Origin of the sequence: Arthrobacter sp. NPDC058288, assembly GCF_042880995.1 — a bacterium.
GTDB lineage: Bacteria > Actinomycetota > Actinomycetes > Actinomycetales > Micrococcaceae > Arthrobacter.
Genome location: NZ_JBHVYH010000002.1, coordinates 393,135 through 416,984, shown reverse-complemented (window position 1 = coordinate 416,984; position 23,850 = coordinate 393,135). Strand labels below are relative to the sequence as shown.

Genomic DNA, 23,850 nt, shown 5'->3' with positions numbered 1-23,850 from the left:
CCAAACAACGGAGAATTCTGTGTCCAGTCAGTTCCAGGGCGTTATCCCCCCGGTCATCACCCCTCGCCACACCGACGGCAGCATCGACACCTCGTCGCTGAAGAACGTCACCAAGCACCTGATCGACGGCGGCGTGTCCGGCCTTTTCGTCCTCGGTTCCTCCGGCGAAGTCCCCTACATGACCAACGCGGAGCGTGAACTCGTAGTCTCCACCATCGCAGAGGCCAACGCCGGCGCGGTGCCGCTGATCGTGGGCGCCAACGAGCAGACCACCAACCGCGTGATCGAAGAAGCCCGGAAGGTCATCGACCTCGGCGCCGACGCGATCGTGGTCACGTCCATGTACTACGCCATCGGCAACGCCGCGGAAACCGAAACGCACTTCCGCAGCATCCACGCAGCCGTCGACAAGCCGGTCTTCGCCTACGACGTCCCGGTCCGCACCCACTTCAAGCTGCCGACGGACCTTCTGATCCGCCTGGGCCGCGACGGCGTGATCGCCGGCGTCAAGGACTCCTCCGGCGACGACGTCTCGTTCCGCCAACTGCTCCTTGCGGCCAAGGACATCCCGGACTTCGACATCTTCACCGGCCACGAAGTCGTAGTTGACGGCGCCCTCCTCGGCGGCGCCCAGGGCGTTGTCCCGGGCCTCGGCAACGTTGACCCCGCCGGCTACCGACGCCTCTTCGACGCCGCCCAGGCCGGCGACTGGGCCGGCGCCGCCCGCGAACAGGACCGCCTGGCCGACGTCTTCGAAATCGTCTACGCCCCCAACGGCCGGGTCTCCGGCGGAGCCGCAGGCCTGGGCGCCTTCAAGACCGCCCTGCAGCTCATGGGCGTCATTGAATCCAACACCATGAGCCAGCCCATGCTGTCCCTGAACGACGACGAAGCCGCCACGATCCGCACCGTTCTCGAGCGCAACGGCCTGGTCTAGTTAGTCATGGCCGGGGCGCGTCAGCGGAGCTAAACCGTGATCGAGCCTGTCGAGATCCCCTGTTAGGAAGAGAAAGATGTACGCAATCGGCGTTGACCTGGGTGGCACCAAGACTGCTGCCGGGGTCGTTTCGGCGGCTGGAGAGGTGCTGTTTTCGGAGACCATTCCGACGCTAAGCCGCGACGGCGGCGAGGCGATCCTGGATGCTACGGCGGCGCTGGTCTCCGGGTTGATGTCGCAGGCCCGCGCACAGGGCCTCGACGTGGCCGGAGTGGGCGTTGGTTCGGCCGGTGTGATTGATGCCGGGCGCGGTGTGGTGGTGTCCGCAACGGATGCCATCCTGGGCTGGGCCGGGACTGAGCTGGCGGCGGGGCTCGCCAGCCGGCTTCGCCTCACCCCGGAGTCGGTTCGTGCTGTTAACGATGTCCACGCGCACGCGCTTGGCGAGTCCTGGACCGGGGCGGCAGCCGAAACCGCCAGTTCGTTGCTGGTGGCCTTCGGCACAGGGGTCGGCGGCAGCTTCGTCCTGGCCGGCAGTCCGGTCCTGGGTCACCGCTACGTGGCCGGCCATGTGGGCCACCTTGCGTCCCCTTTCGCGTACAGCCGCGGCCGCGCCCTGCCGTGCGTCTGCGGAAGGGCCGGCCATGTCGAGGCGATCGCGTCCGGGCCAGCGATCCGCGAGGCCTATGTACGCCTCGGCGGGTCCCCCGACGTCCCGGACACCCGTGCGGTTTTCGCTTTGGCGCACGACGGCGATGCTGCCGCCACCACAGCGGTCAGGGACGCCGCCGTCGCTGCCGGGCAGGCGGTGGGCGGCCTTGCCAATGTCCTGGATCCTGAACTCGTGGTAGTTTCCGGCGGCCTGGCCGACGCCGGCGAACCCTGGTGGAAGCCGATGGAAGCCGCCCTCCGGGCTGAACTACTGGCCCCGCTTGCAGGGCTGCCGGTGCGCCCGGCCGCCCTGGGCAACACTGCAGCGGTGATCGGCGCCGCCAGCCTCCTCCTCACCCCGTCCGGCTCCGTTGAAGACCTCCTGGAGACACTTTGATCCTCACGCCACAGGGCCTTGCCGCTCTTCGTTCACAGCTTGTCGTCTCCTGCCAGGCCTACCCGGGGGAGCCCATGCGGGATCCCCGCACCACCGGCCAGATTGCGGCATCAGCCGTTGCAGGCGGCGCTGCCGCAGTCCGCGTCCAGGGCCTGGCGGATGTCCAGTTCACCCGCGCCGCCGTCGAGGTTCCCGTCATCGGGCTCTGGAAGGACGGCCACGACGGAGTGTTCATCACCCCTACGCTCCGGCACGCGCTGGCCGTGGCCAACGCCGGTGCGCATGTGGTGGCCCTGGACGGCACCCGCCGCGAGCGCCCGGACGGGCTCTCCCTCGCGCAGACGATCGCCGGTATCCGTGCCGAATCCCATGCCCTGGTGATGGCCGACTGCGGTTCGCTGGACGACGCCCTGGCGGCCGCGGATGCAGGGGCCGACCTGGTGGGCACCACCCTGGCCGGTTACACGGGCGAACGCCCCAAGACGGCTGGCCCGGACGTTGCCCTGCTGGAGCAGATCGCCGCCGCCGGGCTCGGCAGGCCGCTGATTGCGGAAGGCCGGATCCACACGCCGGCCCAGGCCCGCCAGGCGCTCGACGCCGGCGCGTTCGCCGTCGTCGTCGGGACAGCCATCACCCATCCGGCCACCATCACCGGATGGTTCTCCGACGCCCTGCGTTCCTGATCCTCCCCTGCACCGAAAGCGGCACACTTGACTCCGGCAGACCTGTTCCCCTCAACTTCCCGGCAGCCCACCGAAAGCCTGAGCTATGTCATGGCTGGCACGGTGCTCTCCGACGGGAACGCCCTGCCGGATCACGTGGTGGCCGTCGTCGGTGACCGGATTGGGTTTGCCGGACCCCGCAGCTCCTTCGACGCCGCGGACTACCCCGGGGCAGTGGAGCTGGAGTTGCCCGCCGGGGGCTTCATTCTCCCGGGACTGGTGGACCTGCACTGCCACGGGGCGGCTGGCGGAGACTTCCCGGGCGGTGACGAGGAGGCTTGCCGCACGGCAGTGGACTTCCTGCACCGCAACGGCACCACCACTCTTCTGGCCAGTCTCGTGACAGCCTCCCGTGACGACCTGCTCAAAGCGATCAGGTCCCTTCGCGTGCTTGCCGGCGAGGGCCTTATCGCCGGCATCCATGCCGAGGGTCCGTTCCTGTCCACGGCCCGGTGCGGTGCGCAGAATCCCGACTGGCTTCGGCACCCCGACCTGGCCCTGACGGCCGAAATGCTGGAGGTAGCCGGCGGTTCGCTGAAAAGCATGACCTACGCCCCGGAACTGCCCGGTGCCAAGGACCTGGTTAGCCTGCTAGCGCAGCATGGCGTCACACCGTCACTTGGCCACACCGATGCGGACCCAAGCACCGCGGCATCCTCCCTCGAACACGCTGCGGAATCCCTGGCGGCCGCTCCCGGCTCCTGGGCCGGCACGCGGCCCACCGTGACACATCTCTTCAACGGCATGCCGCCGCTCCACCACCGGAATCCGGGACCGGCGTCGGCCTGCCTGCGCCTGGCGCGCGCCGGAACCGCCGCCGTCGAACTCATCGCCGACGGCGTCCACCTGTCGCCTGAGACAGTGCGCATGGTGTTCGAACTTGTGGGAGCGGAAAACGTTGTGCTGGTCACCGACTCGATGGCCGCAACCGGCCTCCCGGACGGGGACTACGCCCTGGGCCCGGCGTCCGTTTCGGTCCGGGACTCCGTCGCCACCCTGCAAAGCAATGGAGCGCTTGCCGGCGGCACGGCGACCATGCTTGATGTGGTGCGCCGGACCGTCGCCGCCGGGGTATCGGCTGCCGACGCCGCCGCCTCCGCGAGCTGCGTACCGGCCGGGATCCTGGGAATGGGCCATGAAGTGGGGAGCGTCCGGCCGGGCATGCGTGCCGACCTGCTGGCCGTGGACGCGGAGTTCAGTCTGCTCACGGTGCTACGGTCCGGGACACTGCTCGGTCCGGCCGCAGCCTGCCCCTAGCCGGCAGCGCGGGTTCCAACAGCGCCGGTTCCGACTGCACCGGCCCCCACAGGTAACGGAGCTGCGGTCACGGGCGTCGTTACGCCTCCCATCAGGGCAGCCGCACCCTCATCCGCAATCACCGTCACGTGGGGATGGCGCTGCAGGACGGAAGCCGGACAGTCCGCAGATACCGGCCCGGTCAGGGCCCGATGCAGGATGTCCGCTTTGTCCGCCCCGTGCACCACCAGCAGGAGTTGCCGGGCCTCAAGGATGGTGCCGAGGCCCTGCGTGATGCACCGCTCCGGCACGTCCCGGGGCGAGTCGAAGTAGCGCGCATTCGCCTGCCGCGTTCGATCTGCAAGGACTTCTACCCGGGTGCGGGAGTCGAGCGCGGATCCGGGTTCGTTGAAGGCCAGATGGCCGTTGTGGCCGATGCCCAGCAACTGGATGTCGATCCCGCCGCAGGCCGCGATAGCCGCTTCGTATTCGCTGGCCGCCAGTTCGGGATCCTCTGCGCTGCCGTCCGGGACGAAAACGTTGGCCGGGTCCAGCCCGAGCCGTCCGGTGACTTCGCGGCGGACAACTTCGGCGTAGCTTTCCGGGTGGCCCGCCGGCAGGCCGACGTACTCATCCAGGGCGAAGCACCGGATCCGTGACATCTCCAGCCCGTATCCGGCCAGGGACCGGTAGACCGGCAATGGCGATCCGCCCGTGGCCACTCCCAGCACGGCCTCAGGATTGCTCCGGATCACGGCGGCCAGGAAACCCGCGCCGACTGCGCCGGCGGCCGCGGCGTCCTGAACTGTGAAGAATTCCATGCTGGCGGGCTCTTTTCCTTACTGGTGAGGCCTGCGGGGCAGGCCTGATGGTGGTCGGGGTACCGATGGCGGCACTAACGGGCTGCGACTGTCCTGAGTTTTCCGCGGATACCGTCGAAGTGGCGCTGGAGGCGTTCGGAGGCGAGCGCCTTGTCGCCCGCCGCCACGGCGTCGTAGATGTCCGCGTGGTCCCGCACCTGCTTGACCAGGTCAACGGGTCCAGGACCGAGCTCCCGGTGGATCTGGCGGTAGACCTTCCAGAAGACGTCCATCAGATTCATCAGGAGTTCGTTGCGGAGCGGCGCGAACAGCCGGCGGTGGAACTCGGCATCGTGGCTGGCGAGCGGTTCACCCTTCGCCGCCGCCTCCTCCATGGCAGCCAGGGCGCCGCGTAGATCGTCCCGCTGTGCCGTGGTCATCAGGTCCATGGCCGATCCGATCAGGCCGGATTCCAGGGCTTGACGCACGTCGACGAGTTCCATCGCCTCATCGCCCCGGTGCCGCAGGGAGAGCTTCCCCCGGAAGGCAAGTCCGTCCGCCAAGGCGTGGAAGTTATTGGGAGCCACGAACGTGCCAAAACCGTGGCGGATCTCGATGACGCCGAGCGCCTGCAGCACTTTCAGCGACTCCCTGATCGTGTTGCGACCCACACCCAGGATCGCGGACAGTTCACCTTCAGTCGGGAGCGCATCGCCTACATCGAGCCCCTGCTCCAGGATGAGCTCCATGATCCGCGTCTGCAGGGCGTGGGAGCGCAGCTGAGCGCTGAAGCGGGCGGATGACACTTCTTGCGGGGCCATTGTCACGGCTGCCTCCTCGGAGTCCGACCTGCCGCGGAAGCAGGACTGACTTCAGTCTATCGGAGATGGGACGTCCCTTGTCCTATTTGATGACAAAAAATTGCATTCTCCGCTTCGTGAGGAATGCCGCGCCAGGGCCACGTGCGCCGCTGCAGACTCGAGAGTGGGTGTTAGAGCAGCTGGAAGACAGCCTTGGAGCTGGATTTGGTGCCCAGCCGTGCGACGAACATGTAGTACGCCCCGCCTGCGCCGGGCTTCGCGGACACAGCGCCGCAGCCGGGAACGCTGCGGTTGCGCTGCCACGGGAAGTTGGCCGTCTCGCTCTGGCCCGGAGCGATGGTCTTCACGAGGTCCCCGCTGTCTACCTGGCAGTCAACCGAGGAGAAGATGCGGTCAGAGCCGCTGGTGACGGTGTATTCCATCTGGGACGTGCCCAGGTTCACCTCGCAGGCCACTTTCCCGCCATTGGTGACTTTCAAGCTGAGCAGGGGGGTTTCACCCGCTGCATAGGCAGCCTTATCGGTGGAAGCAGCGATTGTGACCAGGGTCTGGTCACACGTGGGCGTCGCCGGAGTGCTGGGCGTGGCGGACGCGGAAGGCGTGGCTTCAGCCTTCGCGGCGGCCTGCCCGTCCGATCCGTTCCGGTCAGTGGAAGAGGCCTGCTCGGAGGATCGCATGGCCCCGGATACGGCTGCGAAGCCCCCCAGCGCCACCGAGGCAACGAGAAGCAGCACAAGGCCAACGAACAGCCTGCGACGGCGGTAGACGGCCTTCAGCGGGGGCCGTCCCGCCTGCCGGCCGGGTGTGCCCTTCGGTTTCGAACCGTTCTTTCCTGAAGTGCCTTGCCTGACCATCCTTCTAGGCTAGAGAACCCCGGGCGCAATGGGGCACCACCACGCCGGGAGGCGGACGGCCGGCCAGTATCCACTACAGTATTTGCATCAAAGCCTTAGCCGTACCCACTGCCCCGCCCCCGGCGAGTCGCCCGGCACTTCCGCCGCTTGCCGCCCTCCACGAAGCCCTCGATGCCTGGTTCGGAGCCACCGCCAGGGACCTGCCGTGGCGCGAGTCCGAGTGCTCCCCCTGGGGTGTCCTGGTGAGCGAGATCATGCTCCAGCAGACGCCCGTTGTCCGGGTGCTCCCTGTCTGGGAAGACTGGCTCCGCCGCTGGCCCTCGCCGGCGCACCTGGCCGCAGAGCCCTCCGGCGAGGCTGTCCGGCACTGGGGCAGGCTGGGCTATCCGCGGCGGGCCCTGCGCCTGCATGCGGCAGCCGCGGCCATTGTGGAGAAGCACGACGGTGAGGTGCCGGGAACGTACGACGAGCTGCTGACTCTCCCCGGGGTGGGCAGCTACACGGCCGCCGCCGTCGCCGCCTTCGCCTTCGGCCGCCGCGAAACCGTAGTGGACACCAACATCCGCCGCGTCCACGCGCGGCTTTTTTCCGGCACTGCGCTGCCCTCGCAGTCGCTGACAGCGGCGGAAATGCGTTTGGCCGCCGAGCTGCTGCCGGCCGACGTCGGACTCTCAGTCCGCTGGAACGCGGCGGTCATGGAGCTGGGCGCGCTGGTCTGCACCGCGAGGGCGCCGAAGTGCGGTGAGTGCCCGGTGCGCGGAGCGTGCGCGTGGCTGGCGGCGGGTGAGCCGCCGCCGACGTACACCCCGAAAGGCCAGTCCTGGCACGGCACCGACCGGCAGGTCCGGGGAGCCGTGATGGCCGTCCTCCGGCTGGCGGACGCGCCGGTGGCTCCGGAAATGTTCCATCAGCCCGCCGCGGACCTTCGCTTCGAAGCCGAGGGCATCGGCGTCCCGCTGGCAGCGCTGCACCGGCTCAATTCCGCACCCGAGCAGCTGGAACGCGCCCTCGCGGGGCTCGTCAGCGACGGGCTGGCGGAGCTGCATCCGGCCGGCCTGCAGCTGCCCGCCTGAAGGCCGTCCGGAAGGTGAAGCGAGGCATGCAGTGGCATACTGCTTGCTGACGCGAAAGGGAGAACCGTGAAAACCGTGCTGTACATCGTCTGGGCCTTGTTCGTCGTCGCGGCAGCCGTGTCGATCACCGTGGCGGTGCGTAAAGGCAAGCGCCTGGAGAAGCTCGCCGAACAGTGGCCAAGGGTGCAGGCGACCGTGACCGGCAGCAATGCCGGATGGTCCAGCGCCGTGGGCTCCTCCGGGTCGCGCCACCGCCTCTACCGCCCCACCTACCGCTTCGCCGACCCGCGCGGAACGCTGTACTTCGGGGAATCGGACGTCCCGTTCCGCACCGAGCCTGCGCCCGGTTCAACCGTGGAGGTGGCCTACAACCCGGCGGATCCGAACCAGTCCATCCACCAGGCGTCCAAGGAGAAGGCCGGCATGGGCTGCATGATCGCCTTCTTCGCCGCCTTCGCCGTGGCCTCTTTCCTGTTCATCGGCCTCTTTCCGGTCAGCTAGCGTCCGGCGTTGCCGCCCATCCGCCCGGCAGCCTCTGGCGGAGCAGGCCGGACAGATCTACGCTGAAGCATGCGCAGCCTGGGCGTATTTTTCGTAGCTGTCACGACGTCGCTGATCCCGTCCGCTTGCCTGCCCGAGGCAATGCCGTGCCCGGCAATCGCGCAGGCGCCGGTGGTGGCGCTGACGGTGGCGGCCAGCTATGTGCCCACGGTCAAGGCCATCCACCTGAAGGCCTGCCAGGACGGCACATGCCGGGAAGCCGACCTCGAACTGATGCCAGGCAGCACCGCCGTGGACCAGGGCTGCGAGCCCTCGGCCGGACCGGACGGCACGTGTTCCGCAACGTCCTCGCCTGACGGCACCCTCACGGGCATGCTGATGATGGATGTGCTGACCGAATCGCGCATTGACGCCACAGCCACCGGCAGCTCAACGGCGGGCATGCCGTTGCCTGAGCGGACCCTGAGCTTCATTCCCAGGGCGGAGTACCCGTATGGAGAACGCTGCGGGAAGTTCATCACAGCCACCGTGCTGCTGGACGCCGACGGCCTCCGGCAGGCCGGCTGACGGCGGGCTTACCGGCGCGACCGGGCCTCCCGCCGCCGGTGTCCTCAGGGCTCCCCGAACCCCGCTTCCACCAGGCCACCGACGTACTTCACGGCCCTGGCCGCGTCCGGACCCCAGGCTTCGACGTGGAGGACGGATCCCTTGCCTGCGCCCAGGGTCATCAGGCCGGTCATGGAAGCGCCGTCCATGCCGTTGACCGTCACTTCCGCATCCAGGCCCGCAAGTCCCCCGGCGATCTTCGCTGCCGGCCGGGCATGCATGCCGGCCTGGTTGACCAGCTCGAAATCTCCCGTGGCTTCGGGCGGGCCCAGCGTCTCCGCCTCGGCAGGCGCCTCAGGCGCCGGCGCGCGGCGGACAGCTTCGGCAGCCTGCTTCACTCCGGTGGCGTCCGCTCCCGACTGTGCCGCAACGGCTGCCGCCACCAGTCCCTCGACCAGGGGAGCATCGGCCAGCAGGACAGTGTCCGAATCCGGCAGGAACTCGACCGCAGATTCGGCCGTCATCACGGCGGATCCGAGATCCGTGAGCACCACGATGCCGTCTTCGCCGGCCGCCTGGTCCAGGGCGGCCATGACCTTTTCGAGGCTGGTGCCGATCCGGCCGTCGTCGGTACCGCCCGCCGGGAGGATCACGACGTCGGGTGCCATCTGCGCGGCAAGCTCCGCAGCGCCGTCGGCGATCTTTTCGCTATGGGACACCACCACGAGGCTGACCGTCATTCGGCCGCCCCGGCCGCGGCGCGCAGGATGAGTGCGGTGGAAACTGCGCCGGGATCGCGGTGGCCGGCGCTGCGTTCGCCCAGGTAGCTGGCGCGCCCTTTGCGGGCGATGAGCGGATCGGTGGCGACGGCACCCGCCTCGGCGGCTTCCGCGGCTGCCAAGAGGACCTTGAGGACGTCCCCGTCCCCCGCAGCGGCCTGCGCTGCTGCGGCGTCGACGGCGGGCGTCCAGGCATCCACCATAGTCTTGTCGCCGGATTCAGCCTTGCCCCTGGCCACAACGCCGTCGCGGGCGGCCTGGATGGCAGCGGCGAGCGCCGCGGGATCGATGTCCGCCGTGTCACCCAGCGAAGTGGAGGCACGCAGGAAGGCCGTGCCGTAGAGGGGCCCCGCCGCTCCGCCCACTTTGGACATCAGTGCCATGGCGGTGAGCTTCAGGGCAGCTCCCGGGGTGGCTGGCGGCGCTTCGGCGAGTTTCTCCATCACGGCCTTGAAGCCGCGGTCCATGTTTTCGCCGTGATCGGAATCCCCGATGGCACGGTCCAGCTCAATCAGTTCCACCCGGTGGTCTGCCATCGCCTGCGCGGAAAGGGTCAGCCACCTCACGGCCCAGTCAACGTCCAGCCCCACGGTCAGATGCCCCAGCGCAGCGCTGCGGTGTGGACCGGGGCGTCCCAGAGGCCGGTCAGTTCCTCGTCGAGCCGAAGCACGGTGATGGAGCAGCCCTGCATTTCCAGCGAGGTGATGTAGTTGCCCACCAGCGAGCGCTCCACCGTGACGCCTTTCTCCGCGAGCACCTGCGCTGCTCGGCGGTACACGATGTAGAGCTCGCTTTGCGGCGTCCCGCCCATTCCGTTCACGAACAGGAGCACCTTGTCGCCCGAAGCAATACCCAGATCAGACAGGATGGGTTCCAGGAGGCGGTCGGTAATGCCGTCGGCGTTTTCCATCGGGATCCGGTGCCGCCCGGGCTCCCCGTGGATCCCGATGCCGATTTCGATTTCATTCTCTTCCAGGTCAAAGCTGGGCACCCCTGCGTGCGGGACGGTGCAGGCGGACAGCGCGACGCCCATGCTGCGGACGTTTTGGTTGACGCGGTCCCCGATGGCGGCGACAGCATCCAGGTCATCCCCGCGTTCGGCGGCCGCACCGGCGATCTTCTCCACCAGGACGGTTCCGCCCACGCCGCGCCGCCCTGCCGTGTAGAGGGAGTCTTCCACGGCGACGTCATCGTTGACCAGGACGGTCCGGACCTGCACGCCTTCGGCTTCCGCCATTTCGGCGGCCGTCTCGAAATTCAGGACGTCGCCGGTGTAGTTCTTGACGATGTGGACGACGCCGGCACCCGAGTTTACGGCCAGCGTCGCGGGAATGATCTGATCGGGCGTGGGCGAGGTGAAGACCGCACCCGGCACCGCGGCGTCGAGCATTCCCAGCCCGACGAACCCGCCGTGAAGCGGTTCATGGCCGCTGCCGCCGCCGCTGACCAAGCCCACCTTCCCGGCCACGGGGGCGTCCTTGCGGGTAATGAATTTGGGCTCGGCGCTCACGGTCACGATGTCCGCATGCGCAAGGCCGAAGCCTTCCACGGATTCGTCTACGACAGCGCGGGGATCGTTGATCAGCTTCTTCATTGGAGTGCTCCCTCGAGTGACCTGGCGGCTTTGTCTTGACCCTACTACCGCGGCCGGGGCAACGGTAGCGCCCTGTCGAACCGTCCGGCGAATGCCCGGTCTAAAAGGGCAAAACGAAAGGGACAGCCCCCAATTGACTGTCCCTTTCCTTTCCCGTTCTTGGATCCCCTGCCGGGCTCAGCGGCTTCCCCAGGAGCCCGGGAGAAGATCCGGCCACGCGGCGGCGCCGATATGGAATACCGATGCCTCACGGCGCCGGCCCGGAGGATCATTCCGGGCCGGATCCGCAGGAAGATCCATTTGGAACGCCGAAAAATCCGGAAAAATGGCGTATTCGCGCATTTCTGTCCTTTGAAGTGGTTTCGGGATTCGGGTACTACCAAGCAACCGTGATTAATTTTATACATCGATTCGATATATGGGAAGGGCTAGAAGTCAGACATAATCCGCAAGACGGGAGAAGGCCTAAAGGAACCTGATCATGCGCGTATTGCCCAGGGTGTTGGGTTTGACGCGCGCGAGGTCCAGGAACTCAGCCACACCTTCGTCATGCGAGCGCAGCAACTCGGAATAGACCACAGGGTCCACCGCCGTCTGGTCCGCCATCACATCGAAGCCGTGCTTCTTGAAGAAGTCCACTTCGAAGGTCAGGCAGAAAACGCGCGAGACACCCAGCGCTTTCGCTTCCTCCAGGAGGCTTTCCACGAGGACGTGTCCCACACCCTTGCCACGCCAGGCATCGGAGGCCGCCAGGGTTCGTACCTCGGCCAGGTCCTCCCACATGACGTGCAGGGCACCGCAGCCGATCACCTCGCCGTCGGCCGACTCCGCGATCCTGAACTCCTGCAGGCTTTCGTAATACGCCACCGTCTCCTTGGCCATGAGGATCCTCTTGTCCGCCAGCGGAGCCACAAGGCGCTTGATGGCAGCTACATCGCTAGTGCGGGCAGGGCGGATGCGGAAGGTCTCAGTCACAGCCCCATCTTACGAGCCGGAGCCGGCTAGAGCCCCAGTTCAGCGGGCAAAGGCGCGTCCTGGTCCAGCACGTTCCTCGCCAGGAAGTGCCCTACGACCCCGTACCAGACCTTGGCATGCTGCGGCTGCAGGATCCAGTGGTTCTCGTCCGGGTAGTAGAGGAAACGGTGCGGCGTCCGGCCGTTGTCGTCGGCTGCCAGCTGCGATTTGGACAGCAGTTCGTACCAGAGCCGCAGCCCCTCGCTGATGGGCACGCGGTAGTCCTTGTCGCCGTGGATTACCAGCATGGGGGTGCTGATCTTCTCGACGTACAGATGGGGCGAATTCGCGAGCGCCATCTCGGCCGTCATTTCCTTCAGCCAGTACTGCGACGCGTCGGTGGTGGGACCGAACTGGTCCAGGGCCCACAGGCTGGCATGGGTGACGATCGCGCTGAAACGGTCGGTCTGCCCCGCCACCCAGTTGGCCATGTATCCGCCGAAGGAGCCGCCCATGGCAGCCGTACGCGCCTCATCAATGTCCGGACGTTCCACCACGGCGTCCGTGATCTTCATGAGGTCCGTAAAGGGCGCCTTGCCCCATTCGCCCCAGCCCCGCTGCACGAAGGACTGGCCGTAGCCGGTGGACAGTGCGGGATCCGGCAAGAGGACGGCGTAGCCTTTGGCCACCAACAGCCACGGGTTCCAGCGCCACGTCCATGCGTTCCACGAACCCAGGGGTCCGCCGTGGATCCAGAGCAGCAGCGGCGCCGGGTTCTGCGCGGAGGCGCCCTCGGGCAGGGCAAGGTAGGCCGGAATCCGGGCCCCATCGGAGGCAGCGGCCTCTACGCGCTCCAGCGATCCCCGGATGCGCGGGCGCTCGGCGGGAGCCTGGAGCCTGGTGACCTGACCGCTGGCGAGGTCAATCCGTACCGCCTCGGGCGGAAATTCGTACGAGCTCCGCAGTGCGTAGGCGCTCGACCCGTCCGGTGATACGACGACGTCGGAATAGGCCGCCGCGTCGCGGGTCACCCGGGTGACTTCCTCGTTGCCTGCCCCCGCCCCGGCCCCGGCCCCGGCGGGAGTGATCCGGAAGACCGGGCAGGCGCCGTCGTCGTCGGCCGTTACCAGGAGGGCAGAGCCGTCCGGCAACCACGCAGCTTTGATGGCCCAGCGGTCCCACCCATGGGCCAGCGGCCGCAGGTTTGCTTCCGGTTCCCCCGGCGCACGGACGTCCAGCAGATGGAGCTTGACCTGCGGTGCCTGTCGGGGAGTGGTGTCTGACTCGCTCAGCACCACGAGGGTACGGTTGTCGGGGCTCACCGGCCCTGCAAAGTAGCTCATGCCTTCGCGGTCCAGCAGGACCTTGTGTGTTGCGGTGGCCACGTCGATTGCCACCAGAACGGAACGTGAGTCCGCCTTGGCCAGGGGCTTGTCGAAGCTGGTGTAGATCGTCCTGCCGTCGGGGCTGACCACCGAATCCGCGTTGCGCAGCATGCCTGCCGCCTCCGGAGTGAGGTTCCGGAGCTTCAGGGGTGCCGTCGCGTCAACCGTCGCCGGCTTGCCGGGATCCTTGTCCTCCCCGGGCTCAACGGCGAAGATACGCGGCTGGTCCGGCCCCAGGTCCGCATCCCAGTACCGCACCGGGTAGCCGCTGTGAAGAATCGCGGACACCTTGTTGTCCTTGCGGCTCTTCCGGCGCGCCTCGTCCGCTTCCTCGTCGGCGGAACCCGCCAACACGGACGCCGTGACGAAGGTGGCGTCCGAATCCCCCGCAGTGAGCACCTGGCTGATCCCGCCGGCGCGCGACAGGACCACCCGGGCTTCACCGCTGTCCGCCGGCAGTTGCCAGAGGGCGCTGACGGGGTCGTCATCAGGGCTATCGGGATCGGGGCGGGCCGACGTGAAGTAGAGATCCCCCGTGGCGGCGAAGGCGGCGCCGGCCTCTCCCTTGGCACTGCGGGTGATCCGGCGGGCATGCTTCCCTCCCGCCGGGTCCAGTTCCCACAGGGCAGTGACATATTCAGTGCCCTTGCCGTTCAGCGTGGAGACAGTGGTCACCAGGCGCTGCCCGTCCGGACTCAGCGCCAGCCCGCTCACCCGGGGTATGGCGAGGTAGTGGTCAATATCGTGGAAAGGGGTCGCCGGTTGTTCGCTCAGGATCGCTGAGTCCTCAGAAGCCATGAAGAGATTCAACACCGACTGTGGGCCGGATCACAGCACGTTCACTACTAGTGAAACAATGCTCTCAGAACCCACCCACCCCCCCACGGCGGACGGCGGCGAAGCACAGGACGTGCGCGGACCGCCGGGGCGCTCCGGGGACGGGCGCCAGGGCAACGCAAAGGCCCGCCCACTCCATTCGGAGCAGACGGGCCTTAGCGATAATGCTCTAGACGCTCGGGGCGATTTCGGGGATTCGCGGCTTGGCGTTTCCTTCGAAGGTGAACTTGGCGTCGTCGCCTTCGCCGTCCACGTCCACCACCACGATGTCGCCCGAGTGGATCTCTCCGAAGAGGATCTTCTCGGACAGCTGGTCCTCGATCTCACGCTGGATGGTACGGCGCAGCGGCCGGGCACCCATGGCGGGGTCGTAGCCGCGGGTGGCCAGGAGGACCTTGGCCGCCTTGGTGAGCTCGATGCCCATGTCCTTGTCCTTGAGGCGCTTCTCCAAGCGGCTCACGAACAGGTCCACGATCTCGATGATCTCGTCCTGGGTCAGCTGCGGGAACACCACAACGTCGTCAACACGGTTCAGGAACTCGGGACGGAAGTGCTGCTTGAGCTCCTCGGTGACCCGGGCGCGCATCCGGTTGTAGCCGGTCTGCGTGTCCGTGCCGGACTGGAAGCCGGTGGCAACGCTCTTGGAGATGTCCCGCGTACCGAGGTTGGTGGTCATGATGATCACGGTGTTCTTGAAGTCCACCACGCGGCCCTGGGAGTCGGTCAGGCGGCCGTCTTCCAGGATCTGCAGCAGCGAGTTGAAGAGGTCCGCGTGGGCCTTCTCCACTTCGTCGAACAGCACCACGGAGAACGGACGGCGGCGGACCTTTTCGGTCAGCTGCCCGCCTTCTTCGTAGCCGACGTAGCCCGGAGGTGCACCGAAGAGGCGCGACACCGTGTGCTTCTCGGAGTACTCGGACATGTCCAGCGTGATGAGGGCATCCTCTTCACCGAACAGGAACTCCGCGAGGGCCTTGGCGAGCTCGGTCTTGCCGACACCCGTGGGGCCGGCGAAGATGAACGAGCCGCCCGGACGCTTCGGGTCCTTGAGGCCTGCACGGGTACGGCGGATGGCCTGGGACAGGGCCTTGATGGCCTCGTTCTGGCCAACGACGCGCTTGTGCAGTTCGTCTTCCATCTTCAGCAGGCGCGAGGACTCTTCCTCGGTCAGCTTGAAGACCGGAATGCCGGTGGAGTTTGCCAGCACCTCGGCGATGAGATCTTCATCCACCTCGGAGATGTCGTCCATTCCTCCGGTCTTCCAGTGGCGTTCCTTCTCTGCCCGCTCGGCAATGAGCTTCTGCTCCTTGTCGCGCAGCGAGGCGGCGCCTTCGAAGTCCTGCGCGTCAATTGCGGATTCCTTCTCCATCTTGAGCTCGGCGATGCGCTCGTCCATGGCCTTCAGCTCCGGCGGAGCGGTCATGCGGCGGATACGCAGGCGTGCGCCGGCTTCATCGATGAGGTCAATCGCCTTGTCCGGAAGGAAGCGGTCCGAGATGTAGCGTTCGGACAGGTTCGCCGCCGAGGCGAGGGCGCCGTCGGTGATGGTCACGCGGTGGTGCGCCTCGTAGCGGTCGCGCAGGCCCTTGAGGATCTCGATCGCGTGCGCAACCGAAGGTTCCTTGACCTGGATCGGCTGGAAGCGGCGCTCAAGGGCTGCGTCCTTCTCGATGTGCTTGCGGTATTCGTCCAGCGTGGTGGCACCGATGGTCTGGAGCTCACCGCGGGCCAGCATGGGCTTCAGGATGGACGCCGCATCGATGGCACCTTCGGCGGCACCCGCACCCACCAGGGTGTGGATTTCGTCGATGAACAGGATGATGTCTCCGCGGGTGCGGATCTCCTTGAGGACCTTCTTCAGTCGCTCTTCGAAGTCACCGCGGTAGCGGGAGCCTGCCACCAGGGACCCAAGGTCCAGCGTGTATAGCTGCTTGTCCTTAATGGTCTCCGGGACGTCCCCGCGAACGATCGCCTGGGCGAGTCCTTCGACGACGGCCGTCTTGCCGACGCCGGGTTCGCCGATCAGCACGGGGTTGTTCTTGGTGCGGCGGGAAAGGACCTGCATGACGCGTTCCATTTCCTGTTCGCGTCCAATGACCGGGTCCAGCTTGTTCTCGCGCGCAGCCTGGGTCAGGTTGCGGCCGAACTGGTCCAGGACCACGGAACCGGCAGGAGTACCTTCCGGCTGGCCGGCACCGACGCCTGCGCCGGTGGTCTCCTTGCCCTGGTAACCCGAGAGCAGCTGGATCACCTGCTGGCGGACGCGGTTGAGGTCCGCACCGAGCTTCACGAGCACCTGGGCGGCCACGCCTTCACCCTCGCGGATGAGCCCCAGCAGGATGTGCTCCGTGCCGATGTAATTGTGGCCCAGCTGCAGGGCTTCGCGGAGCGAGAGCTCCAGCACCTTCTTGGCGCGCGGAGTGAAGGGGATATGGCCGGACGGGGCCTGCTGGCCCTGGCCGATGATCTCCTGCACCTGCTCGCGTACGCCGTCGAGCGAAATGCTCAAGGACTCCAGAGCTTTGGCGGCAACGCCCTCACCCTCATGGATCAGACCCAAGAGGATGTGTTCGGTACCGATGTAATTGTGGTTCAGCATGCGTGCCTCTTCTTGGGCAAGCACAACTACGCGACGGGCACGGTCCGTAAATCGCTCAAACATTTCGCCACACTCCTAGCTACGACGTACTTTGATGCTACGTGGCAGACCCGGACTTGTGGAGCGTGTTCGCCACAGGGGAAACCCGGGCGGGGCTTCAAGGGTTGCCGGCGCCTGCCGGAGGGGGTGCCGGACCACACGCGCCCGGTGCGTATTGGCTTTGTTACGGGCCAGGAATCCTGCCCGCCGGACGGTCACCAATTGCGCTGCACCGGCCCGGAACTTGTCCGCGGGTGGTTTCCCGCCGCAATAACGGCGGAATAACCGCCGCCGCTTTACCCCGGCCGCCCGACGCTGCAGGGCGGCGTATTCAAATGGCAATGCCCCCGCCGATTGGCAGGGGCATTGCTTTTCCACGCAAAACTGCGGCAGTGCTAGGAATTTGCCTTCTGGTAGGCTTCCTGAATTTCGGCCTGGATGCGGCCGCGGCTGTTAACCGCATAGCCATTCTCCCTGGCCCACTGACGAATCTGTGCAGAGTCCTGATTACGGCCGCCTGAGACCTTGGTGCGGGTGGCGCGGCCGGTGGACGTCTTACGTGCGCTTGAAACAAACCGCTCCACTGAGGAGCGGAGTTCCGCAGCATTGGCAGCCGACAGGTCAATTTCGTAACTGACGCCGTCAAGGCCAAATCGGACAGTTTCGTCCGCGGTTCCCCCATCCAGATCATCGACAAGGATGATTTTTACTTTCTGTGCCATATAAATTCTCTCTTGTGGAAAGGACGGGTATGCAGAAAAGCAGGATGTATCTGTAAAAAGTATCCCTCGGTTTATGGCAACGCGTCAAAGCGGCAAAAGGTTCCTGTGAATGGTGGGCAGGAATATGCAGGGAGTATTAGTTTGTTCCGTTGCCGTTGGAAGCATTCGTTCCGGTATTTGGCGCGCCATTCGATCCGGGCCTGGATTCGGCCGCCCCGGCATCAGCCTCAGCCTGGGCGCGTGCTTCAGCCTGGCGCTCCGATTTGTCGGCATTGAAGATCGACTTCATGGCGAACCAGAACAGCAAACCGACCACCAGGGACGGCAGGAGGACTGCGACGTACTCCATGGTCAGTGTCCTTCGGGCTTCAGGAGCGGGAAGAGGATGGTCTCGCGGATGCCGGCCCCGGTGAACAGCATCACCAGGCGGTCAATGCCCAGGCCGATGCCGCCCATGGGCGGGGCGCCGTACTCCAGCGCCCGGAGGAAATCTTCATCCAGCTGCATGGCCTCGACGTCTCCGGCAGCTGCATGCATTGACTGTTCGGTGAGGCGTTCCCGCTGGATTACGGGGTCGATCAGCTCGGAGAAAGCCGTGCCGCGCTCCATGCCGCCGATGATCAGGTCCCAGGCCTCGATCAGGCGGTCGTCGTCACGGTGCTGGCGGGCCAGCGGCTGCGCGGAGGGCGGGTAGTCGTACACGAAAGTGGGGTTCAGCAGCGTGGGCTCCACGATTTCGCCGAAGAGCTCAACGGCCAGCTTTTCGGCATCCCACTTCGGATCCACCTTGACGTCGTGCTTGGCCGCCACGGCCCGCAGTTCCTCCACGGTGGTGTCCGGCGTGATCTCCTGGCCCACGGCGTCGGAAAGTCCGGGGTAGACGGCCAGCCAGGTCCATTCGCCGTCGAGGTTGATCTCCCCGGCTTCGGTCTGGATGGTGCGGCCCACGCCGGCGGCGTCGGCGGCGTCGAGGATGATCTCCTTGATGCGGTCCGCCATGACGAACTGGTCGGCCCAGGCCTCGTAGCATTCCAACGTGGTGAATTCCGGGCTGTGGGTGGAGTCCACGCCTTCGTTGCGGAACACCCGGCCCATGTCGTACACGCGGTCGATGCCGCCCACCACAGCGCGCTTGAGGTACAGCTCGGTGGCGATGCGCAGGGTCATCTTCTGGTCGAAAGCGTTCATGTGGGTCTCGAACGGGCGCGCCAGGGCACCGCCGTGGACCAGCTGGAGCATCGGGGTTTCCACCTCGACGTAGTTGCGTCGGTGCAGGCTTTCCCGGATCGAACGGGTGATCGCGGCACGGGTGTAGACCATCTCGCGGGCTTCATCGCGGACCATCAGGTCCACGTAGCGCTGGCGGACGCGGGTTTCCTCGTTCAGGCCGGCGTGCAGCACCGGCAGCGGGCGCAGGGCCTTCGACGCCATGGCCCAGGAATCGGCCATCACGGACAGTTCGCCGCGGCGGGAGGAGATGACCTCACCCTTGATGTACACGTGGTCGCCCAGGTCCACCAGGGACTTCCATTCGGCCAGGGACTCTTCGCCCACGTTGGCCAGGCTCAGCATAGCCTGCAGGCGGGTGCCCTTGCCGTCCGTGCCGCCTTCCTGGAGCGTGGCGAAGCAGAGCTTGCCGGTGTTCCGGATGAACACGATGCGGCCGGTGACGCCCACAACGTCCCCGGTGGTCTCGTCGGCCTCGAGGTGCGCGTACTTCTCCCGGATCTCGCTCAGGGAATGCGTGCGTTCAACACCCACCGGATAGGCCTCGACGCCGCGTTCAATCAGCTTGGCGCGCTTCTCCATGCGGATGCGCATCTGCTCGCTGGCGTCCGCCGGTTCGGCGGCATTGGTCGGGGAGGGGGTGTTTTGGGAAGTCACAATCCCTAAGTTTACCGGGAGTTCTCCGGCATGTTTTCCGGCCGCCCATGATCCGGCCCACCCGGGAGTTTTTGTCCAGATAATGGCTCCAAAGTGACACTTATCCCCCATTATCTGGACAAAAACTCCTAGCGGAAGGACGCTGCGGGGAGGGGAATAGACTCGGGGCTGTGGAAACTCGGACGATTGGCACGGACGACGGCGACGGCCACCTTGAGCTGCACTCTTTCGGTCCCGCTGCCGGACAGATACTGCCCGCAGGGAACAGCGGCGGGCAACCCGGCGTCGTCGTTATTCACGGGACGCTGGTGACCGATGCACTGTACCGGCCGTTTGCGATGAAGATTGCGCGCCTGCTGGGGCGGCCGGTGCATACCTATAACCGCCGTGGCCGCGGCGGTTCCTCCGGCCAGCGCGAAGACTATTCGGTGGCTACGGAAATCAGCGACCTCCGTGACGTCATGCGGGCAACCGGCTCCACGGATGTGGTGGCCCACAGCTTCGGAGGTTTCGTGGCCCTGCAGGCGGCCCGGACCGAGTCCCTCCGTCGGCTCGTGACCTATGACGCCGCGGTTTCCCTGTCCGGCAGCCTGAGCCGGCGGTGGCGGCCGGAACTCGAACACTCCATGGCTGCGGGACAGCTGGACCACGCATGGGCGCACCTGGTCCAGGGCCTGGAGACCGCCGGCCCGGTTTCCAAACTTCCGCTCGGCGCGCTGCGGATGCTCAGCATCCTGTCCGCCCGGACCCGCCTTGGCGCCGAAATGCGGCAGCTGCTGCCCACCGCGGTCGCTGAAATGCGGGCCGTGCTGGACGCCGATGCCGAACTTGCCGACTTCGCCGGCGTCGCCACACCCACCCTGATGCTCAGCGGCGGCTGGAGCCCGGCGTACTTCGCCGAGACCGGCCGCCAGCTCGCCGCGGCAGTCCCGTCGATCGACTTCGCGCTCGTCCCCGGACAACTGCACGAAGGGCCGCTGCGGCCCGGGCACCGCCTGGCCCTGACCACCGCGCGCTTCCTGGCCGACGACGCCAGCCTGAGGTTCCAGCGCATCCGGACTGCCGGTAATCCCCTGGCCAACCGTTTAGGATGGGCCCGTGAAGGGAACCCGCGAACCTGAGGCAACAGTGAAGCAGCAGGCCATCGCCACGGGCGACGGCGGCCGGCTGGCTTTGTACAGCTACGGAACCGTGGATGCCCCCGGTCAGCGCCGGGTTGTGGTGATCGGCGGGGCCTTCCTCACGGCCCTGATCTACAGGCCGTTTTCCGAGGCACTGTCCAAGGGCCTCGGCGAGGGCTGGGCAGTGGACGTCTACGACCGGCGCGGCCGCGGCGAGTCCACGCCGCAGCCGGCGGACTACTCCATGTCCACCGAGATCGCCGATGTCAGGACCATCATGGATGCCACCGGCGCCCGCAACCTTTTCGGGCACAGCCTGGGCGGTTCCGTGGCGCTCAACGCGGTGCAGGAGTTCGTCGGCACCGCACACCAGCCGGACAAGCTTGCGGTCTATGACGCTGCAGTAAACATCGACGGCAGTGTGGATACGTCCTGGCTGGACAGTTTCGAACGCTCAGTCAATGACGGAAACGTCCCCCATGCCCTCGCCAAGCTCAAGAAAGGCATGCAGCCCGGCACGGCGATGGCCAGGATTCCGGAACCCGTCCTCGCCGGGCTGATGGCGCTGGTGTCGCGGACCAAGGTGAACCGGCTCTTCAAGGAGCTCATGCCCAGCGGCGTGGGCGAACTCAAGGCGGTGTTTGACGAAGCCGACCACGCCCGGGATTTCTCCGTCCTCCCGTCGAACACCAGGTTCATGGTGGGCGCCAAGAGTCCCCGGTACTACAAGGTGACGGCGGAACTGCTGCACCGTGCCGTGCCCGGGAGCGCCCTCCAGGTTTCACCCAAGTGCGTCCACGCCTCCATTCCCGCGGCGGTCAAGGAACTGGTTGAGGACATCTCGGCGTATTACAAGGGCTGACGCACGTTCGCGGCGGCCCCTGCTGCTGTGCTGTTCCTGCCGCCCCGGGTAGGCTCGGAACATGACGCGCGAGAACATCAAAACACCCGACGGCGGAACGCTGGAGCTCTACACCACGGGAGCCGAGCTGGCCTCGGCGGGCTCCGGCGTCGTCGTCGTTCAGGCTTCAATGGTCACCGCCGCGGACTACACGCGCTTTGCCCAGAAACTCAGTGCGTCGCTGGGCCGCCCGGTGCACACGTTCAACCGTCGCGGGCGGGGCGAATCGTCGGCGCAGCCGGACGACTACACGCTCGATGTTGATATCCGGGACCTGGACACAGTGATGAAGCACACGGCCAGCACGGACGTGTTCGGCCACAGCTTCGGCGGCGCCGTGGCACTCCACGCCGCGCGCACACTCCCGGTGGAACGGCTGGCCGTCTACGATCCCGCCGTCTCCGTGAACCACAGCGTCAAAGCCGACTGGATCACCGAATACGAACGCGCCACCGCGGCCGGTGACGACGACCGGGCCCTCGCCGTGCTGCTCAAGGGACTCGAGACGGGCGGGGCCCTGTCCTCACGGATGCCCCTCTCCATGCTGACCCTGGCCAACAAACTCACCGCCGGAACGCCGGTGGGCAAGCAGCAGCGCGAATTGATGAAGACCGGGGTCCGGGAGATCAAGGCGATCATTGCTGCGGACATGCCAGCCGAACCGTTCCTGGCGCTGCCGCTGGAAACCCTCATTATTGTGGGCGAGAAGAGCCCGGCCTACTTCGGGATAGCGTGCGGCCAGATCCACGACGTCCTGTCCGGTTCGAGCTACACCATCCTGCCCGGGGCCGGCCACGACGGCGTCAACCGCGCGCCGGACAAGCTGATCGCCGAACTCAGCGAGTTCTTCGCCGGCTGACCACGGCTTCGCAACGCACAGCGCGAACGGACACTTGGGGCCCTCGGAAAGGGGGCCCCAAGTGTCCGTTCGCGCTTGAGCCTTCGCGCTTGAAGGGGTTAGTGGGCTGCGGGCACCGGGTGTTCCGCTCCCGCGGTCTTGCGCATCATGGCGGAAAGCACGACGGCGACCACAGCTATGATCGCGGCCGTCAGGAACGCTGCGTGCATGCCGGCGACAATGCCTGATCCGGCGGCCACTACCGCGTAGATCGAGACCAGGAGCGCGGTTCCGGCGGCACCGGCCACCTGCTGGAGCGTGCTCATGATGGCCGATCCGTGCGAGTAGAGGTGCGGCGGCAGCGGGTTGAGGCCCGTGGTGAACGCCGGCGTGAAAAGGAGCGCCAGCCCCAGGCTGAGGACCACGTGCAGCGTCACGATCCACCACACGGCCGTTTCCGCGTTCAGCATGGAGAACTGCCAGAGGGACAGCACCATCATGACTGAGCCGGTAACGGTCAGCGGAAGCGGGCCCACCTTGTCGAAGACCCGGCCGATGAACGGGCCCAGCAGGCCCATTGCCAGGCCGCCGGGCAGGAGCGCTAAGCCGGTCTCCAGGGATTTCAGGCCCCGGATTTCCTGCAGGTACAGCGGCAGCAGGATCACGGCGCCGAAGAGGGCGATCATGGCCACCACCAGGAGCAGCACGGAAACGGTGAACATGCGGAAGTTGAACGCGCGCAGGTCCAGCAGGGGTCCTTCGGACTTCTGCAGTTTCAGCTGGCGCAAGACGAACGCCGTCATGGCCACCAGGCCGACAGCCAGCGCAGCCACGGCAGTGGTGCCGGGACCGCTTTGTCCGCCGTGGCCCCCGCCGATCTGGCTAAGTCCGTACACGAGTCCGCCGAAGGCGGGAACGGTCAACAGCACGGACAGGATGTCCAGCCGGGTCTTCTCGGATTCGCCGATGTTCGTGAGGTAGCGGGCTCCGATGGCGAAGGCGGCCAGGGCGATGGGCAGGACGAACACGAACATGAAGCGCCACGTGAAGTGCTCAAGGATCAGCCCGGACACGGTGGGGCCCATGGCCGGTGCCACCGAAATGGCGATGCTCACGTTGCCCATGACGGCGCCGCGGCGCTCGATCGGGACCAGCGTCAGGATGGTGGTCATCAGGAGCGGAAGCATGATGGCGGTGCCGCCGGCCTGGACGATGCGGGCCAGCAGGAGGACTTCGAATCCCGGAGCCAGCGCGGCAAGGAGCGTACCGCCCGAGAACAGTCCCATGGCCAGCATGAAGACGGCCCTGGTGGACAAGCGCTGCAGGATGAATCCGGTGGTGGGGATGACCACGGCCATGGTGAGCATAAAACCGGTGGACAGCCACTGCACCGTGGGGGCGTCGACACCAAGGTCCACCATGAGCCGCTGGAGGGCGACGTTCATGATCGTTTCGTTGAGGATCACCACGAAGGTGGCAACGAGGAGGGTGACGATGATGGTGACCGACTCGCGGGACATCTTCACGGGGGCCGCCGCCGGCGCCTCCCCGGCGGCAGGGGCCACGGGGTCGCCGTGGCCGTTGGAAGAGACGTCTGTAGACATGGGGATTCCCTTAGGGAGATGTGAAGTGGTTTCCGGCGAGCATCGTCGCTGCAGA

The 23,850-nt window shown here is 66.6% G+C and carries 23 protein-coding genes; 10 read left to right on the top strand and 13 right to left on the bottom strand.

The features are described 5' to 3' along the window. Positions 1-19 precede the first annotated feature (19 nt). From ACFVWT_RS10725 to ACFVWT_RS10710, 4 genes are all read left to right on the top strand, one after another. Positions 20-937 carry a dihydrodipicolinate synthase family protein gene (locus tag ACFVWT_RS10725; protein WP_390247789.1) on the top strand — a complete coding sequence of 306 codons (918 nt, stop codon included), beginning with the start codon at positions 20-22 and terminating at the stop codon, positions 935-937. A 76-nt stretch (positions 938-1,013) separates the two neighbouring features. Then, positions 1,014-1,985 (top strand): ROK family protein, encoded by a 972-nt coding sequence (locus ACFVWT_RS10720; protein WP_390247788.1) that lies wholly within the window; start codon positions 1,014-1,016, stop codon positions 1,983-1,985. Next, complete coding sequence (locus tag ACFVWT_RS10715) at positions 1,982-2,668, top strand: N-acetylmannosamine-6-phosphate 2-epimerase (protein ID WP_390247787.1); 687 nt, start codon at positions 1,982-1,984, stop codon at positions 2,666-2,668. The genes ACFVWT_RS10720 and ACFVWT_RS10715 overlap by 4 nt, the downstream gene beginning before the upstream one ends. 27 nt (positions 2,669-2,695) lie before the next feature. After that, positions 2,696-3,964: an N-acetylglucosamine-6-phosphate deacetylase gene (locus ACFVWT_RS10710; RefSeq protein WP_390247786.1), complete on the top strand. Its 1,269-nt coding sequence runs from the start codon at positions 2,696-2,698 to the stop codon at positions 3,962-3,964. Here ACFVWT_RS10710 and ACFVWT_RS10705 read toward each other — a convergent pair. The 3 genes from ACFVWT_RS10705 to ACFVWT_RS10695 form a co-directional block, all read right to left on the bottom strand. Beyond that, on the bottom strand, positions 3,961-4,764 hold the full coding sequence (locus ACFVWT_RS10705; RefSeq protein ID WP_390247785.1) for a glucosamine-6-phosphate deaminase: 804 nt from the start codon (positions 4,762-4,764) through the stop codon (positions 3,961-3,963). The genes ACFVWT_RS10710 and ACFVWT_RS10705 overlap by 4 nt on opposite strands. Positions 4,765-4,838: 74 nt before the next feature. After that, positions 4,839-5,564, bottom strand: coding sequence for a FadR/GntR family transcriptional regulator (locus ACFVWT_RS10700; RefSeq protein ID WP_390247784.1), 726 nt, complete (start codon positions 5,562-5,564; stop codon positions 4,839-4,841). Positions 5,565-5,734: 170 nt separating this feature from the next. Beyond that, the gene (locus tag ACFVWT_RS10695) at positions 5,735-6,418 is read right to left on the bottom strand and encodes a hypothetical protein (RefSeq protein ID WP_390247783.1); all 684 of its coding nucleotides are present in this window, start codon (positions 6,416-6,418) and stop codon (positions 5,735-5,737) included. Between the two features lie 254 nt (positions 6,419-6,672). Between ACFVWT_RS10695 and ACFVWT_RS10690 the strand changes: the two genes are divergently transcribed. From ACFVWT_RS10690 to ACFVWT_RS10680, 3 genes are all read left to right on the top strand, one after another. Further along, positions 6,673-7,491, top strand: a complete 819-nt coding sequence (locus ACFVWT_RS10690; RefSeq protein WP_390247849.1) for an A/G-specific adenine glycosylase — start codon at positions 6,673-6,675, stop codon at positions 7,489-7,491. Between the two features lie 66 nt (positions 7,492-7,557). Further along, on the top strand, positions 7,558-7,992 hold the full coding sequence (locus ACFVWT_RS10685) for a DUF3592 domain-containing protein (RefSeq protein ID WP_390247782.1): 435 nt from the start codon (positions 7,558-7,560) through the stop codon (positions 7,990-7,992). A 69-nt stretch (positions 7,993-8,061) separates the two neighbouring features. Further along, positions 8,062-8,559: a hypothetical protein gene (locus ACFVWT_RS10680; protein ID WP_390247781.1), complete on the top strand. Its 498-nt coding sequence runs from the start codon at positions 8,062-8,064 to the stop codon at positions 8,557-8,559. Positions 8,560-8,603: 44 nt separating this feature from the next. Here the strand turns inward: ACFVWT_RS10680 and dhaM are convergent, their stop codons facing one another. The 9 genes from dhaM to lysS form a co-directional block, all read right to left on the bottom strand. Next, positions 8,604-9,278 (bottom strand): dihydroxyacetone kinase phosphoryl donor subunit DhaM, encoded by a 675-nt coding sequence (gene dhaM / locus ACFVWT_RS10675; RefSeq protein ID WP_390247780.1) that lies wholly within the window; start codon positions 9,276-9,278, stop codon positions 8,604-8,606. After that, positions 9,275-9,907, bottom strand: coding sequence for a dihydroxyacetone kinase subunit DhaL (gene dhaL / locus ACFVWT_RS10670; RefSeq protein ID WP_390247779.1), 633 nt, complete (start codon positions 9,905-9,907; stop codon positions 9,275-9,277). Before dhaL ends, dhaM begins: the two co-directional genes overlap by 4 nt. Before the next feature lie 2 nt (positions 9,908-9,909). Beyond that, complete coding sequence (gene dhaK, locus ACFVWT_RS10665) at positions 9,910-10,911, bottom strand: dihydroxyacetone kinase subunit DhaK (protein WP_390247778.1); 1,002 nt, start codon at positions 10,909-10,911, stop codon at positions 9,910-9,912. A gap of 465 nt (positions 10,912-11,376) precedes the next feature. Further along, on the bottom strand, positions 11,377-11,886 hold the full coding sequence (locus tag ACFVWT_RS10660) for an amino-acid N-acetyltransferase (RefSeq protein WP_390247777.1): 510 nt from the start codon (positions 11,884-11,886) through the stop codon (positions 11,377-11,379). 26 nt (positions 11,887-11,912) lie between these two features. Further along, positions 11,913-14,048, bottom strand: a complete 2,136-nt coding sequence (locus ACFVWT_RS10655; protein WP_390247776.1) for a prolyl oligopeptidase family serine peptidase — start codon at positions 14,046-14,048, stop codon at positions 11,913-11,915. 208 nt (positions 14,049-14,256) lie between these two features. Continuing rightward, entirely contained in the window at positions 14,257-16,749 is a 2,493-nt protein-coding gene (locus tag ACFVWT_RS10650) for an ATP-dependent Clp protease ATP-binding subunit (protein WP_390247775.1), read from the bottom strand. Between the two features lie 371 nt (positions 16,750-17,120). Beyond that, entirely contained in the window at positions 17,121-17,447 is a 327-nt protein-coding gene (locus ACFVWT_RS10645; RefSeq protein WP_011690038.1) for an Lsr2 family protein, read from the bottom strand. Positions 17,448-17,583: 136 nt separating this feature from the next. Continuing rightward, on the bottom strand, positions 17,584-17,796 hold the full coding sequence (locus ACFVWT_RS10640; protein ID WP_390247774.1) for a hypothetical protein: 213 nt from the start codon (positions 17,794-17,796) through the stop codon (positions 17,584-17,586). A gap of 2 nt (positions 17,797-17,798) precedes the next feature. After that, positions 17,799-19,331, bottom strand: coding sequence for a lysine--tRNA ligase (lysS, locus tag ACFVWT_RS10635; protein ID WP_390247773.1), 1,533 nt, complete (start codon positions 19,329-19,331; stop codon positions 17,799-17,801). 170 nt (positions 19,332-19,501) lie between these two features. On the opposite strand from lysS, the gene ACFVWT_RS10630 reads away from it, so the two are divergent. From ACFVWT_RS10630 to ACFVWT_RS10620, 3 genes are all read left to right on the top strand, one after another. Further along, on the top strand, positions 19,502-20,452 hold the full coding sequence (locus ACFVWT_RS10630) for an alpha/beta fold hydrolase (RefSeq protein ID WP_390247772.1): 951 nt from the start codon (positions 19,502-19,504) through the stop codon (positions 20,450-20,452). Between the two features lie 7 nt (positions 20,453-20,459). Further along, entirely contained in the window at positions 20,460-21,314 is an 855-nt protein-coding gene (locus tag ACFVWT_RS10625; protein WP_390247848.1) for an alpha/beta fold hydrolase, read from the top strand. Positions 21,315-21,375: 61 nt separating this feature from the next. Next, entirely contained in the window at positions 21,376-22,212 is an 837-nt protein-coding gene (locus ACFVWT_RS10620; RefSeq protein WP_390247771.1) for an alpha/beta fold hydrolase, read from the top strand. A 98-nt stretch (positions 22,213-22,310) separates the two neighbouring features. Here the strand turns inward: ACFVWT_RS10620 and ACFVWT_RS10615 are convergent, their stop codons facing one another. Continuing rightward, positions 22,311-23,795: a DHA2 family efflux MFS transporter permease subunit gene (locus ACFVWT_RS10615; RefSeq protein WP_390247770.1), complete on the bottom strand. Its 1,485-nt coding sequence runs from the start codon at positions 23,793-23,795 to the stop codon at positions 22,311-22,313. Positions 23,796-23,850: the final 55 nt, after the last annotated feature.

Coding starts and splice junctions, on each gene's coding strand:
- ACFVWT_RS10705 (WP_390247785.1), bottom strand. CDS start 4,764: ATGGAATTCTTCACAGTTCAGGACGCCGCGGCCGCCGGCGCAGTCGGC.
- ACFVWT_RS10645 (WP_011690038.1), bottom strand. CDS start 17,447: ATGGCACAGAAAGTAAAAATCATCCTTGTCGATGATCTGGATGGGGGA.
- ACFVWT_RS10720 (WP_390247788.1), top strand. CDS start 1,014: ATGTACGCAATCGGCGTTGACCTGGGTGGCACCAAGACTGCTGCCGGG.
- ACFVWT_RS10615 (WP_390247770.1), bottom strand. CDS start 23,795: ATGTCTACAGACGTCTCTTCCAACGGCCACGGCGACCCCGTGGCCCCT.
- dhaK (WP_390247778.1), bottom strand. CDS start 10,911: ATGAAGAAGCTGATCAACGATCCCCGCGCTGTCGTAGACGAATCCGTG.
- ACFVWT_RS10650 (WP_390247775.1), bottom strand. CDS start 16,749: ATGTTTGAGCGATTTACGGACCGTGCCCGTCGCGTAGTTGTGCTTGCC.
- ACFVWT_RS10695 (WP_390247783.1), bottom strand. CDS start 6,418: ATGGTCAGGCAAGGCACTTCAGGAAAGAACGGTTCGAAACCGAAGGGC.
- ACFVWT_RS10680 (WP_390247781.1), top strand. CDS start 8,062: ATGCGCAGCCTGGGCGTATTTTTCGTAGCTGTCACGACGTCGCTGATC.
- ACFVWT_RS10640 (WP_390247774.1), bottom strand. CDS start 17,796: ATGGAGTACGTCGCAGTCCTCCTGCCGTCCCTGGTGGTCGGTTTGCTG.
- ACFVWT_RS10700 (WP_390247784.1), bottom strand. CDS start 5,564: ATGGCCCCGCAAGAAGTGTCATCCGCCCGCTTCAGCGCTCAGCTGCGC.
- dhaM (WP_390247780.1), bottom strand. CDS start 9,278: ATGACGGTCAGCCTCGTGGTGGTGTCCCATAGCGAAAAGATCGCCGAC.
- ACFVWT_RS10690 (WP_390247849.1), top strand. CDS start 6,673: ATGCTCCAGCAGACGCCCGTTGTCCGGGTGCTCCCTGTCTGGGAAGAC.
- ACFVWT_RS10620 (WP_390247771.1), top strand. CDS start 21,376: ATGACGCGCGAGAACATCAAAACACCCGACGGCGGAACGCTGGAGCTC.
- ACFVWT_RS10655 (WP_390247776.1), bottom strand. CDS start 14,048: ATGGCTTCTGAGGACTCAGCGATCCTGAGCGAACAACCGGCGACCCCT.